This is a genomic window from Bacillus sp. FDAARGOS_527 (assembly GCF_003812125.1).
GTDB lineage: Bacteria > Bacillota > Bacilli > Bacillales > Bacillaceae_G > Bacillus_A > Bacillus_A paranthracis.
This window is the reverse complement of the sequence record NZ_CP033795.1, coordinates 2,295,290-2,312,633: the sequence shown is the minus strand read 5'-3', so window position 1 is coordinate 2,312,633 and position 17,344 is coordinate 2,295,290. Positions and strand designations below refer to the sequence as shown.

General features: G+C 34.5%; 16 protein-coding genes and 5 pseudogenes. 18 read left to right on the top strand and 3 right to left on the bottom strand.

All coding sequences use genetic code 11. From position 1 onward, the window contains the following. Positions 1 to 39 precede the first annotated feature (39 nt). Positions 40 to 480, bottom strand: coding sequence for an Lrp/AsnC family transcriptional regulator (locus EGX95_RS14440; protein WP_001178573.1), 441 nt, complete (start codon positions 478 to 480; stop codon positions 40 to 42). 168 nt (positions 481 to 648) lie between these two features. Between EGX95_RS14440 and EGX95_RS14435 the strand changes: the two genes are divergently transcribed. The 8 genes and pseudogenes from EGX95_RS14435 to EGX95_RS31135 all read left to right on the top strand — a co-directional run. Then, entirely contained in the window at positions 649 to 1,413 is a 765-nt protein-coding gene (locus EGX95_RS14435; RefSeq protein WP_000792656.1) for an SDR family oxidoreductase, read from the top strand. 287 nt (positions 1,414 to 1,700) lie between these two features. Next, complete coding sequence (locus EGX95_RS14430; protein ID WP_001042188.1) at positions 1,701 to 2,297, top strand: TetR/AcrR family transcriptional regulator; 597 nt, start codon at positions 1,701 to 1,703, stop codon at positions 2,295 to 2,297. 62 nt (positions 2,298 to 2,359) lie between these two features. Beyond that, a complete protein-coding gene (locus EGX95_RS14425; protein ID WP_001139224.1) occupies positions 2,360 to 3,502 on the top strand; it encodes an MFS transporter in 1,143 nt (380 codons plus the stop codon). 358 nt (positions 3,503 to 3,860) lie between these two features. Further along, positions 3,861 to 4,427 (top strand): TetR/AcrR family transcriptional regulator, encoded by a 567-nt coding sequence (locus EGX95_RS14420; protein WP_001072298.1) that lies wholly within the window; start codon positions 3,861 to 3,863, stop codon positions 4,425 to 4,427. A 58-nt stretch (positions 4,428 to 4,485) separates the two neighbouring features. Then, positions 4,486 to 6,342, top strand: a complete 1,857-nt coding sequence (locus EGX95_RS14415) for an alpha/beta fold hydrolase (RefSeq protein WP_001261157.1) — start codon at positions 4,486 to 4,488, stop codon at positions 6,340 to 6,342. Positions 6,343 to 6,535: 193 nt separating this feature from the next. Then, a pseudogene (locus EGX95_RS14410) lies at positions 6,536 to 6,849 on the top strand (hypothetical protein); the annotation flags it as partial. 21 nt (positions 6,850 to 6,870) lie between these two features. Beyond that, positions 6,871 to 7,242: pseudogene (locus EGX95_RS30805) on the top strand (nucleotidyltransferase domain-containing protein); the annotation flags it as partial. After that, positions 7,219 to 7,483: pseudogene (locus tag EGX95_RS31135) on the top strand (HEPN domain-containing protein); the annotation flags it as partial. The pseudogenes EGX95_RS30805 and EGX95_RS31135, both read left to right, overlap by 24 nt. Positions 7,484 to 7,646: 163 nt before the next feature. Here the strand turns inward: EGX95_RS31135 and EGX95_RS14395 are convergent. Then, positions 7,647 to 7,809 (bottom strand): annotated as a pseudogene (locus EGX95_RS14395) (ISNCY family transposase); the annotation flags it as partial. A gap of 353 nt (positions 7,810 to 8,162) precedes the next feature. Between EGX95_RS14395 and EGX95_RS30430 the strand changes: the two are divergent. The 7 genes and pseudogenes from EGX95_RS30430 to EGX95_RS14360 all read left to right on the top strand — a co-directional run. Then, positions 8,163 to 8,306: a hypothetical protein gene (locus EGX95_RS30430; RefSeq protein ID WP_000412663.1), complete on the top strand. Its 144-nt coding sequence runs from the start codon at positions 8,163 to 8,165 to the stop codon at positions 8,304 to 8,306. Beyond that, positions 8,290 to 9,030, top strand: coding sequence for an SPASM domain-containing protein (locus tag EGX95_RS14390; protein WP_123805640.1), 741 nt, complete (start codon positions 8,290 to 8,292; stop codon positions 9,028 to 9,030). The genes EGX95_RS30430 and EGX95_RS14390 overlap by 17 nt, the downstream gene beginning before the upstream one ends. A 57-nt stretch (positions 9,031 to 9,087) precedes the next feature. After that, positions 9,088 to 9,804: a hypothetical protein gene (locus EGX95_RS14385; RefSeq protein WP_002027981.1), complete on the top strand. Its 717-nt coding sequence runs from the start codon at positions 9,088 to 9,090 to the stop codon at positions 9,802 to 9,804. A gap of 481 nt (positions 9,805 to 10,285) precedes the next feature. Then, positions 10,286 to 11,032: an ABC transporter ATP-binding protein gene (locus EGX95_RS14375; RefSeq protein WP_000608860.1), complete on the top strand. Its 747-nt coding sequence runs from the start codon at positions 10,286 to 10,288 to the stop codon at positions 11,030 to 11,032. After that, on the top strand, positions 11,023 to 13,575 hold the full coding sequence (locus EGX95_RS14370) for an ABC transporter permease (protein ID WP_000925106.1): 2,553 nt from the start codon (positions 11,023 to 11,025) through the stop codon (positions 13,573 to 13,575). The genes EGX95_RS14375 and EGX95_RS14370 overlap by 10 nt, the downstream gene beginning before the upstream one ends. Positions 13,576 to 14,057: 482 nt before the next feature. After that, entirely contained in the window at positions 14,058 to 14,393 is a 336-nt protein-coding gene (locus tag EGX95_RS14365) for a YkvA family protein (protein ID WP_042469516.1), read from the top strand. After that, positions 14,354 to 14,518 (top strand): annotated as a pseudogene (locus EGX95_RS14360) (IS4 family transposase); the annotation flags it as partial. The gene EGX95_RS14365 and the pseudogene EGX95_RS14360, both read left to right, overlap by 40 nt. Before the next feature lie 88 nt (positions 14,519 to 14,606). Here the strand turns inward: EGX95_RS14360 and EGX95_RS14355 are convergent. Further along, complete coding sequence (locus tag EGX95_RS14355; RefSeq protein WP_000516235.1) at positions 14,607 to 15,152, bottom strand: dihydrofolate reductase family protein; 546 nt, start codon at positions 15,150 to 15,152, stop codon at positions 14,607 to 14,609. Positions 15,153 to 15,499: 347 nt separating this feature from the next. Between EGX95_RS14355 and EGX95_RS14350 the strand changes: the two genes are divergently transcribed. From EGX95_RS14350 to EGX95_RS14340, 3 genes are all read left to right on the top strand, one after another. Further along, positions 15,500 to 16,009, top strand: coding sequence for a DinB family protein (locus EGX95_RS14350; protein ID WP_001076313.1), 510 nt, complete (start codon positions 15,500 to 15,502; stop codon positions 16,007 to 16,009). Positions 16,010 to 16,530: 521 nt separating this feature from the next. Further along, a complete protein-coding gene (arsR, locus tag EGX95_RS14345) occupies positions 16,531 to 16,836 on the top strand; it encodes an arsenical resistance operon transcriptional regulator ArsR (protein WP_000068188.1) in 306 nt (101 codons plus the stop codon). Positions 16,837 to 16,896: 60 nt separating this feature from the next. Beyond that, positions 16,897 to 17,334, top strand: coding sequence for an ArsI/CadI family heavy metal resistance metalloenzyme (locus EGX95_RS14340; RefSeq protein ID WP_001271014.1), 438 nt, complete (start codon positions 16,897 to 16,899; stop codon positions 17,332 to 17,334). Positions 17,335 to 17,344 lie beyond the last annotated feature (10 nt).

Sequence of the window (17,344 nt, the reverse complement as noted above, 5' to 3'; positions counted from 1 at the left end):
TCCTTTTTCTTTTTTGGAAAGCTGGTGCCTATCACTTTATTAGAATGACAATTTCTCCTCAAACTCACTCTTTAAAACAATTAAAGGAGACGATAAGCCGAATTGCATTAAAGAGTCTAAAAATGCAGCAAGGGAATCCATCGAATCGCTCATGACCTTCATCATATAATTAAATTCCCCGCTAATTCGATATAAATCAGTTACTTCAGGAGCGGCATTACAATATTGGATAAAATCAGAGCATTGGCTCGTTTTAAACATGATGAATGCTTGAATGTTTTTATTAATTTTAGAAGGTTCAAATTTCGTTCGGTAAGCCGCTATAACTCCTTGATCTTCAAGTTTATTCATACGCTCCTTTACAGCAGGTTGCGTCATGGATATAATTCGTCCTATTTCTGAAACAGAAATTCTTGCATTTTCATACAACAAGTTCATTATTTTATGGTCGATTTCATCTAGTTTTACTGCATTTTGCATTGTGTAGCCTCCTTATTTTATTTTTTAAAGTGAATCACAAACTATAACTATAATATCATAAGTGAACGAGCTAAATTACCTATAAATCTATATTTAAAATAATTGGTTTTTACATAAAAATATAAGTATAGGTTTTTATCAAACGTAAATTTAGGAAGGATGGAAAAAATGAAGAATCTTGATGGGAAAGTAGCGTTAGTAACAGGGGCAAGTCGCGGAATTGGTCGTGCGATTGCGATGAGATTGGCAAACGACGGTGCATTAGTGGCAATTCACTACGGTCGAAATAAAGCAGCTGCAGATGAAACAATTCGTGAGATTGAATCTAATGGAGGAAAGGCGTTCTTAATTGAAGCAGATCTCAATTCAATTGATAATGTCAAAAAGCTAGTAGAACAATTAAAGAATGAATTACAAATAAGAGTTGGTACATCAGAGATTGATATTTTAGTAAACAATGCAGGGATAGGTACACAAGGGACGATTGAAAATACGACAGAAGAAGTTTTTGATGAAATTATGGCCGTAAATATTAAGGCGCCATTCTTTTTAATTCAGCAAACATTACCGTTACTACGAGCAGAAGGGCGCATTATTAACATTTCATCAGCTGAAGTAAGACTTGGTTTTACAGGGTCCATTGCATACGGCTTAAGTAAAGGTGCATTAAATACGATGACACTGCCTCTAGCTAAACATCTTGGAGAAAGAGGGATAACTGTGAATACAATTATGCCTGGATATACGAAGACAGATATCAATGCGAAATTGCTAGATGATCCAGAAATACGAAATTTTGCTACGAATTCATCTGTGTTCGGTCGAATTGGGCAAGTTGAAGATATTGCAGATGCAGTAGTATTTCTTGCTTCTTCTGATAGCCGCTGGGTAACGGGGCAGGTATTAGATGTTTCTGGAGGATTTTGTTTATAGGGGCACTACTCCATACCTATTAAGCCAACCAAGTAAATTACTAGATATGAAACGATCTTCGTTTCATATCTGGTGATGTATAGAAAGATAGGGATAGGGATGCTAAAAAAGCCTATTCAAACGTGATTTTTTCGCTAGGCAACTTGAATAAGGGGGCTATTTTTAATTATTCATAATCTAAAATAGTCAAATTTAATTTTACAGTAACAATAAAATAAATTATTGACCGCGTGGTACAAAAAAGAGTATTCTATTCATGTTATCTTTAAAATGAGAGGAGGATACGATTGAATAAACGCGGCAGACCTCGAGAGTTTGATTATTCCTCAATTGTAGATGTTGCAATGAAAACATTTTGGTTAAGAGGATATGAAGGGTGTTCTACACAAGATTTATGCAGTGATACAGGACTTGGAAAAGGAAGTTTATACAATACTTTCGGTAGTAAACATGAACTGTATAAACAAGTATTAGAACGCTACCATGAAATTGGGATTAAGGAACAAAGGAAATTGTTACATACTCCAATTCCAGTTAAAGAACGATTAAGTAATTTTTTTGAATGGGCATTGAAAGAAGACTTTGAGAATATTGATCAAAAAGGATGTTTATTGATTAATGCCAGTATAGAACGTGCTAAAAACGATTTAATGGTACAAGAAATTTTCTCGAAGCATGTTGAACTTCTTAAACAAGCTATTGAAACAGTGATGGAGGAAGGATTGCAAACAGGTGAAATTTCAAAGAAGCAATCAGCTGAGGAATTAGCTAGTCTGCTTTTAAGCAGTTATTACGGATTCCGTGTTCTTAATGTATCGATGCAAAATCGGATGTTGTCTGAACAAGTTATCAAAGGAACAGTGGAGTCTATTTGTGGCGCTTAGTGCGCTCTTTTTTCGCACTATTTTTGTACCGATCATTACAATAATGAATAAGGAGTGTTTTTATGCCATCGATTATTTATTTATTAGCTTTAGCAATCTTTTGTATGACTACATCAGAATTTATGGTTGCAGGTATGATGAATGAACTTGCTCTTGCATTCCATGTTTCTGTATCATCTATTGGGTATTTAATTTCAGCTTATGCAGGAGCAATGGTAATAGGAGGTCCCATTTTAACTGCAATTCTTTTACGAATGCGCAGCAAACAAGCATTATTGTTTTTAATGTTCGTATTTTTAATTGGTCAATCGCTCGGAGCTATTGCTTGGAACTATGATATTATGATGATTTCACGTATTATAACTGGTATTGCTTCAGCTTCAGCTTTTGGAGTTGCGATTTCCTTTTCTGCGACATTGGTTCACTCTGATTCAAGGGGAAAAGCTGCATCAATTGTACTTGCAGGTTTAATGTTCGCAACTGTATTAGGTTTACCTATAACAACCGTTATTTCCCAATCTTTTGGCTGGCGTATTAGTTTTGGGGCTGTTTCTGTTCTTGTGCTAGTATCAGGGCTTATGATTCAATGGTTGTTACCATCATCTTCAAATAAAGAGCAATTACATTGGAAAGACGAACTTCTGCGATTTAAGAATATTCATCTTTGGGCAGCGTACGTAACAAGTATGTTCATTATTGGTGGTACGTTTGCAGCATTTAGTTATTTCACTCCGATCTTTACAAATGTCACAGGCTTTTCAAGTGCAAGTATTCCGTATTTACTTGCTCTCTATGGTAGTGCGACGGTAATTGGAAATATAATAATCGGCAAGTTTGCTGATAAATTTACAATGAAAATACTTATGGGTGGATTAATTATATTAATCATAGCGTTGTCTTTATTTGCTTTAAGTGCAGAGAATAAATACATTGCAGTGATTTCTACAATTTTTATTGGTTTAACTGGTGTAGCATTGAATCCAGCTATGGTTGCGAGGGTGATGAAAACAGCTAGTAATGGAATAATGATAAATACGGTTCATAGTTCTTTTATTACGCTAGGTATTGTTATTGGTTCATCACTAGGTGGTCTTGGGATCAGTAAAGGATATGGTTTTGTATCTCCGTTATGGATTGGAGCTTGTTTAGCTATCCTTGGGGTAATTTCGTTATTCCCATATTTACATAAAGGAAAGGCAGATTAAGATGTTTAAAATTTCTTTTTATGGAGGAGCACCACATCACCATCAAGCTAATATTTTCATATACTCCTAAATTAAAATTTTCTTTCTCTACAGATAATTATTCTGAGAAGCCGTTCATTTTTTGTTTTGGGGGCATTTCTTTTTCTAAAGTTGTGATGGGTATGTATGGTGACCTCTATTAGACAATAGTGAATGAACAATTTCGGGGGGCAGTTAAACTTTATTTAAAATAAGATTTTTTTGCAGTAAAATCAATGTTAGTGGAATTTTTTAATTAAATTTTTTTGAAAATTAACATAAATACTTGCAATATTTAAATTAGTACTATATAGTTCTAATTATGAAAAAGGTAAAATTAATGAATCAAAAACGTGTGATTGAAGTAGCTGCAACATTATTTTTAGAAAAAGGGTTTGCTTATACAAGTATGGATGAATTAGTACGTGTAAGCAAAGTTTCAAAGTCTAATGTGTATTATCACTTTTCTAATAAGGAACAATTATTAGAAGGAGTCGTTGATTATTGGATTGAAATGTATCAATCTGCAATTGATGACGTACTTTCTCAGAACCAATTTTTAGTTGAAGATCGTATCCAACTGTTTTTAAAGCAATTATCACAAGGAGTTCAGTCGAGAGAGTATAAGGGGAGCTGTCCATTTATTACTCTTTATATTCAAAGTCCTACACAGGCCACGCAAATAAAAGAAAAAATAGGTCTTTTTTTTACAGGATTACAAGAGAAAGTTGCTCTATTACTTAAACAAGGGGTAGAGAATGGAGAATTCAGAAATACGATTCATATTGATGAGGTTGCATCCCTTTTTATTACAAATCTTGAAGGGGCGTTATTTATTTCAGAAACATTGAAGGATGCAACTGTAATCACGAAAACAGCAGATCATTTTTTAAAATTGCTTCGATAAAAGAAGCATTTTTTTTACATCGAATTAGTACTAAGTAGTACTAAAAGGGGGATTTTATATGAGAACAGTATTTTTAACTGGTGGAACAGGCTTTATTGGAAAGCAATTAGTGAAAGAATTAGCCAAAGAGGATGTTAAAATTCTTCTTTTAGTGAGGTCGAAAAGTAAAGCAACAAGCATTTTTCAAGAAAGAGGCATCTTAAAAAAGGAAGTTATGCACTTTATTGAAGGTGATTTGACGAAAATAGATTTAGGTCTAAGTGCTGAAGATAAGGAGAGGGTATTGAAAACGGATGTGATTATTCACGCAGGAGGTCCCATGGATATTCAAGCGACAAGTAAAGAGGCAGCTTCCGTATTTTTAAATGGCGCCAAACATATTAGTGAATTAGCTAAAAGTATTCATCAATTGAAGGGCTTGCAACAATTTATTCATGTTGTAGGTTATATGAGTCCCTTTGATGATAAAAATAGCAAGATTGCAATTGATGTGTTTAAAGAAGGAAACAATTATTTGAAAATAAAAAATCCATATGAGAGAACAAAATTTTTAGCAGATCTTTATATCCGTCAGCAGGCATCAGCAGTAGGTTATCCGCTTTCTGTAATTAATCCGCCAACTGTAGTCGGTAGTAGTAAAACAGGGAGTACAGAGCAGATAGCAGGATTAGGTTTGCTTGTGATGAGTATGCGAAGAGGGCTCATGCCAGTGATTCCTGGAGGTAAGGGATACAGGTTACCACTTATTTCAAACGATGAGCTTGCGAAGTTTATTGTGCAGGTTTTCAGATTGGAGCAACCGACTATTCAAACATATACACTTGTTGAAGACAAACAGCACGATCAAAACATTGCTGAATTATTAAGTATTATGTCGGAAAGTATGAATATGAGGGCACCAAAAATCTCTGTTCCAATGCCATTTATGAAAGCAATTATGAATAGTGGAGTAAGTAAAATAACAAAAATTCCTTCTGATGGACTGAATTTTATTACAAACCGAAAATTTTCAGATGTTTCAGCGAAAAAAATTATGGGAGGAGATTGGTTTAAGAAGACGAGTGTAATGAAATTTTTCCCTGCCGTAGTAGCTGATCTGGATTATCGAATGATGTATCAAAATGGCCAGCATAATCATGTATTTAAACGAACATTATGCGATAACAATACCCTTTACCAATTACAAGGAAAGGGTAAACCGTTTATTTTATTACATGGTTTATTGAGTGATGGAGAGGATTTATTTCCTTTAGCACAAGAGCTTCATGAAAAAACTGGTCAACCTGTATGGATTTTGGATCTTCCAGGTTTGGGACGTTCTCCTTTTAAACGAGAGAAAAATCTTCTAGCTATCTATTTGAATGTAGTGAAAAAGTTATTGGAGAAAGCTACGAATGGTGCACATCTAATTGGACATTCATTCGGTGCGTTTATTCTTCTGGAAGCATTGGTACAAGAGTACATAGATGAGAAGTATGCAATCACTTTACTACAGCCACCTGTTGCTAAAAAAAATGCTAAATCGCTAAATGTTCCTCAATTTATGAACAAATGGACATTAAAATTAGCAACTACTAATTTGATAGAGCGTTATTTATTAAGTAATGGTTTGTTTGAAAGTACGGAGAGCATCCCTGAACATTATATTGAAAAAATAAGTAAAAGTTTTACTTCTCCTAGAATTTTAAATACTACGGTTCAGCTTAACAGTTTACTACTGAAAAACGATCAAGGTGATTTCAATGAAGTAACAAAGTATAATCTTCACATTATTTGGGGGGAGTATGACAGAGGCTATTCTGCTCCATCGCATCTTGGTAAGGTTGATTTTGTTCCATATGGCCATCATTTTCCTCTTAGCCATCCGAGTGAAACGGCAACATTAGTAATAAAAAATAGTAATACTAGCAGATGAGAGTGTGGGATAAATAAAAAGTGTGTAGTAAGATCGTTGTGTCTTTGAAATAAAATCGTACTGTTTGGGGTCCCGCCCCATGCCAATCAATCTAAGAAAAGCAAATACCCCAAAACGAGAAAATGGGCATCTCCAGGTGAAAATGCGTAATTTTTTTGTTTTAGGGGCATTATAAAGCCTTCAAGTTGATGGATGTGGGGTACCGCCACAATACTATCAATATAAGCAGTATACCCCGTTGTATCTGTACTGGATTTATCAAAAGAGGATGCTGAAATGATACCATTGCTTCTGGCTTGTATAGCAGAGGCATTTATTCATTTCAATCCAGATTCTTTTTTAGCTAAGGATGAATTTGATCTCTTATATTGGTGTAGAAAGAACTTCAAAGGATTTCATAGTATCTCTGATGATGGATTCTTACAGGATTTTAAGCAGGTATACGAATGTTATCAAGCATTGCAGAACGTTGGGAAACAAGAGAACAATATAAAAATAAATATGTAATAGGAAGGAGAAGAGCAACGCATGTATAATATACTTAAACGTCAATATAATTACTTTATCCGAGGAGTGATTCGGATTAACGAAGAAGTACAAAGGGAATTGGACCTATTGGTTCAAAAGATTTGTGAAACTGTGTCTTCTGTCCAAAAAATCATCCTTTTTGGCTCTCATGCATATGGCACACCAAATGAAGACAGTGAATTTGATCTCTGTATTGTTGTAGAAGGTGTAGGAGCAAGAAAAAGGGGAGTCATTAATCGTATCAATTGGGGTATTTACGATGTTATGGAAACACCAGTTGATTTTTTAGTGTATGGGCCAGAAGAGTTTCTAGAACGTGCTAGTCGTACCGTAACTATGGAACATAAGATTGCACTAAACGGTAGAACAGTCCCAAAAACTCATAACCTTTTAATGCTGCACAAATCGTGTCGGAAATTAGATGAGGAATCCTCATTGATTTTAGAACAGTGCGTGCAGCTAAATGGTTATGCTACAGATATTCGTTTATCCGTATTTTGAATCACTTACTGTTTAAGATAGATTAATGACTATACAACATGCTCAAAAAGTACTGAGTTTTTATAAAGAAAAGTTAAACATGCTAAATATGCATGAAATCGTAATCGATTAAACATAGAGGATATACATAAAAGAGAGTGCCTATAAAGGGACTCTCTTTTTCTATTAAAAAAAGAGGAGGAATGCTTCATAGTAGAATGAAATGATACTTTGCTATGGGGATAACAATATAATGATGGATAATTATCACACAATTGTTGTTTTGTAGGTACAGTGGCGGTACTTTTAATTAAAGCACAAGGAATCAATCACGATGCATTTCTTTTAGTACCTGTTCGTGAAGCAGAGGAATGCCTTCTTCTCGAAACCAAGCACTACACGTGAAAAAGTAGAAATATGAGGCACAAATGATAAACCACAAAACTCATGAAAAAAAGGTTATCATACAATCCGTCCCTTCTGTAGATAGTTCAGGTTACTCTTATTCTTTCAGGAGAACGAATTTCTTTATGTATGTATTTTTGAATGTTTGTGAGCTTTATAACACCATTTCTATACTTTAATATCTGAAAAATCTATCACGAAATATTCCGAATTTTGAAGTTGCTAATTACATATGATTCCATTTATTATAATTATTGAGCCGGATCCAAATAATGGAAGTTTTCTGGTATAGCAAAGTAATTTTCAATGTTTATCAACTTATTTTCATAAAGCTATTTTATATCAGAATCCACTTTCATTTTATTTTATATGAAAACAAAGCAACTATAATAGAGGGGGATTTAAAAATGGAAAAAAAATCTTTTAAAATCCGTTCAGTTAATGACAATGAACAGCTTTGGACAAAGTTAGCTGATCAAATGGAAACACTTGAAAACAGGGATGAAATGAAATGCTTCAACTGCTCAATTTGTTGTGATAATTGCTGCTAATATTTCACTGGCATTAGAGCGTGGTTTCGCAGTAGGCTTACGTACTAATGTGAATAAAGATAATCTTGCATATGTAAAAGAATTAGCAACCTTTATCGAAGATCAACATTGGAATACTTATCCTAATTTTGGTTGGCAGGTATCTCCTGTTACTGATCATTACGGAGATAATCTACCAAATCACCTTCCAGAGCATGAATTACTCGCCGAAATTTATAATATTTTCGGAGATTTAGAAGAATTTATGGATAAATTTAACGCAAAACTGGGTACAGACCTTAACATTCGTACTTCTAGAATCCGTCAAGCCATACGAACTTTTGACTGGGAGAAGGTAAGTGAACTTGATTCCTGCTCTTCTGTCATGCATAGTTTACCTTATTTTAAAGAATGTAGTGCGAGAGAACAGCGTTTCTATGCATTTGGTGCAGAAGGTTTAATATACGCTTGTCCTGAGGCCGTAGGTAAGCCAGAAACTGCAGTGGGTTCCTTTTTTCCTGAATACAATTTAGATGCTGATAAGCATGCTATTTGGGATCCAGATATTACTGACTCCGAACAGTGTAGTAGTTGTAGTATCTCACTATTTTGTGGTGGAGGATGTGCTTATGCTAATTTAATGCGAAATGGTGCCATTAATAAACCTTACTGTAATGATTCACATCAAACCATTTCGACTTATATTAAGAAAAATGAAACTGCCTTTTTAGAACTAATTAAATAAAAAGATATAACTCCACAAATACCTTCACCATTGTGGGGTTACTTTCTCTTAAAGGATGTGATCAATTTGACAGCATCGCAAAATATCTTTCCAAAGTTAATTCCATACGAAGTTTATAATATGGATGTTTGGGAGGAGGGGCCTCGTTATTTAATAAAATTTGATAACGGATTACAATTAAAAGTCACTGAATCACTGAGAAATTTATTCAATTATATGGATGGAACCACATCCATAGGAGATATATGTACAATGGTACAAACGAATCACGATGGCAATATTACTATAAATGAGTTAACAGAACTGATAAATGAACATCTATTACCAAAAGGGGTTTTAGTTGGTTCTGAAAAAAAAGCATCTCATCACTCTGCAATTACATTTAGAATAGCAATATTCCACGCTTCTTACTTAAAAAAGGCATCCAAATATTTCGAATTCTTATTCTTTCGGGGCGTATTTGTTTTATTTAGTATTTTCTTCAGTATAAGTCTAATACATTATTTTTTTCAGGCTAATACTGAAAATATATCAAACACATTTGGATCCGTTTATAAATTTACTATTGCAATTTTGCTGCTATTATTTTCTATTATTATCCATGAACTTGGTCATATAGTTGCTGCTTATCGATATAAAATACAACCTAAAGACGTCGGAATGGGTCTTTATATGATGCGGCCTGTTTTATTTGTTGATTTAAGTGATACCTGGCGATTGCCTAGACGACAAAGAGTAGTTATTGACCTGGGCGGAATTTACTTTGAATTATGAATATTTATATTATTTGAGTTGTGTTATTTTATTTCAGGATTCCAGGAATTTTTTGTAGCAAATCAATTCATACTCATTACAGTTCTATATAACTTATATCCATTTTTACAATATGACGGTTTTTGGGTTCTTACTGACATTCTAGGAATTGCAAACTTGCATACTAGAACCTTCCAATTGGTGAAAAGTGGTCTCCTGGGATACTTTTTTTTCAAGCCTGATTATCGAAAGCAATTTAATGATACAATTAAGAGGATGAACAGGCACTATAAAATAGCATTTCTTACATATGCTAGTATATATTTTTGTTCAGTTATCACTGCTATCTGGTTCATTCTTCGATATACCATCTATTTATTCACATCGCTAGATTCGTTCACATGGGGAAATGCAAAAGGTGCCATTATTGTAATAATTATAGTTTTAATTAGAACAATAGTTGTCTTTACATTAAAATTTAAAAGGGCCGGGAGGGAAAAGGATGATAAACAAACAAACCATCCTTCAAGTAGAAAAAATCAAGAAAGCTTATGAAACCGAAGCAGGAACAATTCAAATTTTAAAAGGGCTTAGCACTAAATTTTATTCTGGAGAGATTGTTAGTATTATTGGTCCTAGTGGAAGCGGAAAATCCACACTACTTGGAATACTGGGATCATTGGATACCCCTACCGAAGGACGTATTATTATTGAACAACAAGATATTACCTCCATGTCAGAAGAAAAGCTAGCTGATTTCCGTGCAAAAAAGATTGGTTTTGTTTTTCAATCGTATAATTTAATCACAACAATGACCGCTCAAGAAAATGTTATGATGGCACTTATGTGCGCTGGAGTAAGAAGCCAAAAAGAAATGATAACAAAGTCTAGGGAAATGTTGGACCTTGTTGGGATGAAAGAACGATATCATCATTTACCAAGCCAGCTATCTGGAGGTCAACAACAGCGTGTAGCAATTGCTCGTGCATTAGTAAATAATCCAGCCATTGTTATTGCTGATGAACCAACTGGGAACTTAGATTCCAAAACAGGAAAAAATATTTTGGACTTAATTTTTCAACTACGTGACCAACTCCAGATGACGTTTATTATTGCTACACATGATACGCATGTGGCAAAACTTTCAGATCGTGTTTTAAAAATGGAAGATGGCCTCCTCGTTCAAGAAACCTTTAACGACCATACAAAATCTAGTGAGCAAGAAGGTGGCATAACACCATGCTACTAAAATCTGCACTACGTAGTTTAGCACGTAATCGTTTAAGAACTTTTTTTACTGTGTTCAGTATTTTAATAGGAGTAGCTAGTTTCTTTTCTATGTCTATGTTGGTAGAGCTGGTTCCGCGATCTATTCACGAATCCTCTAAAATTCTTTTAGGAGGGGATGTGTCAGTTCAATCCTATTTAAAACCGATGGATCGCGAAACTCTTATTTCTTCCATTCCTAAAGAAGAACAGAAAGCGCTCACAACTTCTTTATTAGGTCAAAGTATGGTCAAATCTGATCGGAAAACAACAAGTTTAATTGTAAAGGGAATTGAAACGAACCACTATCCTTTCTTTGGTGATAATCTGTTTCCTAATATTCGTACTTTACATAAAGATGAACTACTACTTTCAAAAAATACAGCTGACCGTTTGCAAGTCAAAGTAGGAGATAGAGTTGAGATTCCTAACCGTTCTACTGGGGCAATGACCTCTTATAAAATTAGTGGTTTAGTAGAAGGTGTCCAAGAATCCTATGGCGATGCTTCAATTTTTGGAACTGCCTATGTACATTTAGATCAAGCACAGCAGCTTTTAAATGTACCTGCAGGCACAATTAATGAAGCATTAATCTTATTAAATGAAAATGTTAATATCTCTTCTTTTAAAAAGAATATTCAAAAACAATTACCACAAAGTAGTGTAATAGATGTTCAGGATAAGGAGCTAGAGAAACAGAAAGATTTACGGATGTTGTTACCATTTCTTCAGCTTTTCAGTATATTAGCTCTTGGAATTGCCGCTATTACTACTTCTAATACAATGAAAGTCATTATTGCTTCACGTACGCATGATATCGCTGTTATGAAGTCCGTAGGAATGAAAACTAAATATATTATTCGATATTTTCTATTAGAAGCATTATGGCTAGCGATTCTCGGAACAGTTGGTGGGATTGTACTCGGCTTATTAGCTAGTGTTTGGCTGACGTCCTATCTAGCAGACGTGCTTTCACTACCGCTACATTGGGGAATTTCATGGTCCGTAATTTTTACAACAATTATTGTGGGATTAATTGTAACCTTCTTAGCTTCTTGGATACCAGTAAAAAGTGGAATGTGTGTATCACCACTTCAAATGTTACGTGATACTGAGAACACAAGTGTGAATTATGCTTTACCATTTAAAAAGAAATTTCAACTTTTTATATTTACTTGTGGCATTCTTTCTATTTATGTTTACAATATAGCTTTCACAACAAATACAAATGGCAACGCAGTCTTTAAGTGGTTTCTTGCTCTTTTACTTACAACTGCAGTTCTGTTATTTATTTTTACTTTTGTCCGATTTATAGGGTTTATATATTCTTTATTATTCAGATTAATTGGCGCCATGAAAAGCATAATGCCACAAAGCCTCTTTCTTGCTTTACACAACATGGCTACTACAAGTAAACGAAATGGTTTATTGGCAGTTACCTTAACTATTGGTGTTGTTTCTGTTGTCTCTAGTCATGTATTTGCAGACAATTTAATTGAGTCAGTTCAAGGTCAATTGGAAAGAGAGGCAATGGGAAATATCCTTATTACAAGTTCCATTCATGACGAAGGGAACGTTGAAAAGCAGCTACAATCTATTAAGGACATAAAAGGATCGAAAAAAGGTTATCAATTAGATGGAAGACTCCAAAATATTAACGGAGTGGACGCAGCATCTATATTCATGAAAAATATAAAAGATGATAAATTTTTTAGCTCAACTAAAATTTCAATAGAAGGGGTAGATACCTCTCTTAACTCTAGATCCTATATGATATCTGAAGGGCGTGATTTAGCTCTATCGGATGCAAAGGGGAAAAAAGCAATTCTTTTGGACAGCTATAAGAAATTAGGTGTAAAAGTCGGTGATACAGTTGACATTCAAATTGGAAATGAATTAGTAAACTGCGAAATTATAGGTTTCTTTAAATCTGGTGTAGTTAAAACCGTTGGCATCCGTATTCCAACTGAAACATTAGCTACATATGGGAAACCAAGCCGAATTACTTATTCCTTAGATAGTGATCCTAAAAAAACAAATACTATATTAACAGAATTAAATGAAAAACTTCCTGGTTCAGCAATGGCATATTCAATTGCCGCTACAGCAATCGATAGTCTTCAGTATATTATTCAAATGCAAAGTGCTTTCTTCTCAATTGTAGCGTTGTTCGCATTTTTAACAGCTGTTCTTACAATTGGAAATCAAGTTGTCATTCGCTTAATGCAACAGACACGAGATGTTGCTATTATGAAAACAGTTGGTATGTCTTCTAGTAATTTGATGAAGTCTATCTTATTAGAAAACACGATTATCTCCCTATCGGCTGGATTAGTTGGCGCTGGAATTGCCCTAGCCTTTTCAGGTATCACTTTACGCTTCTTATTCCAAATGCCGATGAAAATAGATATGACTTGGTCCATTTTAGGCATACTTTTATCTGTTATAACAACAATAATTGTTGTATGGATAGCAGCAAAACAATCATTATCGGCTAAACCTATACACCTTTTACAAAATAAATAAAGAAAGAAAAAAGTGTATTTTGATTATCTAGTCAAAATACGCTTTTTCTATTTTCTTTAAAACAACACATATCCTATGTCTATCAGGTTAAAATTAAAGAATACCCCAGAACGAAAATCTGGGGATCCCTCCCTCACATGCTTGTTCCCATTTAAAAACTGAATTAGATTAAACCTAGTTGATTTAAACGTGTTTCTTATCTCTTATCTTTCTAATTTATTGATTAATAAAATGTAGACTGATCATTAGGTTTTATATTATAAATAGTTTTTATTAAAATAAAGTATTAGACTCAATAGTAGCTATGTAATTATTATACAGTTAATAAGAACAATTCTGAGAAGATGTGTACGTAGTAATAAAATGGGAGAGGAATAATTTGAATCAAAATAAACCGATAGAAACAGAAGAAAAAATATCTATCATACAAAAAATGAAAAAATGGGCTAGAAACTAAAAAAAAACAACTTCTTGTACTTTATTTGGCATATCGAGATGAAAGAGTCCCTTGGTATGCTAAATTATTTACAATGCTTGTTGTTGCGTATGCTTTTAGTCTTATAGATTTAATCCCAGACTTCATTCCAATCTTGGGGTATCTTGATGATTTGATTCTTGTACCATTAGGTGTATACTTGGCATTAAAACTGATTCCTAAAGAAGTGTTGGAGGATTGTAAAAGAAAGGTAGAGGAAAGACAGATAACAAGCAAACCAAAGAATTGGATAACAGGCATTATTATCATTACTCTCTGGATCCTTGTCTTTGTATGGGCTGTAAAAATTGCAAACCTGATTATTTTCAGGATGAAAGAATAAAGAAAGCTACAGAGTATATACAGCTAGATATGGAGGTATTAATGAGCTCTCTCCAAACAGGACAAACATATGGAATATCCGATGCCTATGTAGGTATGACTGATAAAGTACTAACCCGTATGATTTTTATAAATTAATATATGTATTATCTTATAAAAAAACTCAACAGGATTTATTCTGATGAGTTTTTTGGTTTATATAATTTATCAATAATTATTCTTTTTTCTCCGGCTGATAGGAAAGAATAACGACACCTGAACTGGTCGTTATTGTTTCGATCAGTTTTAAAGCCTTTGTATCGTTTCCGGTTTTAAAGAGACGCTTTCCGCTTCCTACGATAACGGGATTGACTATAAAGTGATATTCATCAATGAGGTCATGTTGCATTAATGTTTGTGTAAGATCACCACTGCCATAGATTAAAAGGTTCTGACCGGGCTGTTCCTTCAGTTTCGATATTTCTTCTATAACATTATCCTTGATAAGATTTGCATTCCATTCGGTTTTTTCTAAAGTTGTTGAAGCAACAAATTTAGGAATGCTGTTCATCTTATCAGCAAAACCTTCTTCATCAGTCATAGAAGGCCAGGCAGCTGCAAAACCTTGATAGGTTACTCGCCCTAGTAGAAGAGCTTCACTTTCAAACAGTAAATTGGATTGAAACTTTGCTACTTCTTCATTGAAGTATGGAGCAGTCCAAGCTGGTTCCTCCATGACACCATCTAGTGAGAGGTACATCGATACAATTATTTTTCCCATTTTGTTCTCCTTTAGTTTTAAATTGAGATTTTTACATATTGGTAAAACAATTATTAATTCTCCAGCTAGAGAAAATTTACCTTTTTAATAGTTTCGACAAAATGTATTTATGTATGTTTTGGAATAATCTAATATATATTCATAACTTTGAAATATTGTATAACTTCTAATTTTTATGCATTATTGATTAGCATTGCTTATTGTGCTAACGAATCAGGATAGTGTGGCGACCAACTAAATAGTTGCTTATCCTCAATTATTAGAAGGGAAGTTTTATCATTTCGCGAATTGATTAGACATAGACGAGTGCTATAATTTTCTATATATACATAAAGAGGTGATTACGTATGAATCAAAGACCGTCAGAAGAAGAATACGCTGGGAGCTCCGGCGAATATATCCGTTTGGTGCCAGACGGTAACATCATCGACATTCTGCTCGCTCAGGAAAAGCAAATGACCGAACTCCTGGCATCGTTGACCGAAAGCCAGGCCGCATATCGGTATGCGGAAGGAAAATGGACACTGAAAGAAGTTGTGGGCCACATTACAGACGCGGAACGCGTCATGACCTACCGCCTGCTCCGGTTCGCAAGAGGGGACCAGACGCCTTTGACCGGTTTCGATCAGGAATTATTCATACCTCCTTTCGGAAGCTGGACAACCGCGCAATTGGCCGAAGACTACCGGGCCGTACGGCAATCAACGATTACATTGCTGCGCGGGCTACCAGCGGAGGCGTGGATCCGCAAGGGCACAGCCAACAACCTAAGCATTACGGCGCGCGCCCTCGCGTACAGCATTGCAGGACACGAGCTTCATCACATGGGGGTTATCCGAAACCGGTACTTGAGTTAATCGTCGGCAGAGGCCTTTGGAATGGAACTAACACCACTCATACAACCTTAGATACCGTTCTTATTAGGGTCCCGCCCCACAACCATCAACTTAAGGATTTAGACTATTTTTGAAATAAAAAGCACGTTATTATTCTCTTATGTTAATGAGAAAGGGTAACGTGCTTTTTATGAATATGCACCAAAAACAAGAGTTATATCGATTTTTCTCATTTTGGGGTATTTGTTTTTCTTAGATTGAGGGTGACGGGGCACTACTCTATAATGATCAAATTAAAATTAAAATTAAAAATAGTTATAGAGACTCCATTTCTCGGAAATGTTGTAACTATTAAGTTGTAAAAAGAACCATAGTTTTTCATTTTTGAAAAGGCTATAGTCTTTTTTAGTTGTAGCAAAGTGATGATGCGAGGAAGTTTTTTTGATAAATCAAAAAAACTTGATTAACAAGTTGCATATAGAACTCATCTACGTATATACTATAAACATCAAAAAAAATTGATGAAGGGAGAGTGAACTACAGTGGCGCAAAATTTCCAGCTCTATGAGAAAAAGTTTAAAGCATTAGCGGATCAGAAACGTCTAGAAATCATGTATGAGCTTTGTCAGAGAGGCCAAACGTGTGTATGTGATTTAACAGAGATTTTTGAAATGACACAATCTAAGTTGTCCTATCATTTAAAGATTTTATTAGACGCAGGTTTAATTGTAAAAGAAACAAAAGGTACGTGGAGTTATTATGATTTAAATGATGCGGAAGTGAATAATTTATTATCAGAAGAATTGTGCTGTATCTTTAGAAAAACAGGCAAAGGTAGCTGCTGTTAAAATTTTGAGTTATTAATCAAAAAAAATTGATTAACGATATATAAAGAGGAGGAATAAGGTATGAGATATGTTCACGTCGGTATAAACGTTACGAATTTAGAGAAGTCTATTGAATTTTATGAAAAGGTATTTGGTGTTTCACCAGTTAAGGTGAAAACGGATTATGCAAAATTTTTATTAGAGACGCCAGGGCTGAATTTCACGCTGAACGTACGAGATGAGGTGAAGGGAAACCAGGTAAATCATTTTGGTTTCCAAGTGGATACAGCTGAAGAAATTACATTACATAAAGAAAGATTAGAAAAAGAAGGTTTCTTTGCGCGTGATGAGATGGATACGACTTGTTGCTATGCAGTGCAAGATAAGTTTTGGGTAACAGACCCTGATGGGAATGAGTGGGAATTCTTTTATACGAAAGCAGATAGTAATGTTCACAAAATTGAAGAGTCATCTTGTTGCACGACTTCAAATGAGGTAGCTAAAAATTCTTGTTGTTAATAGGAGATGG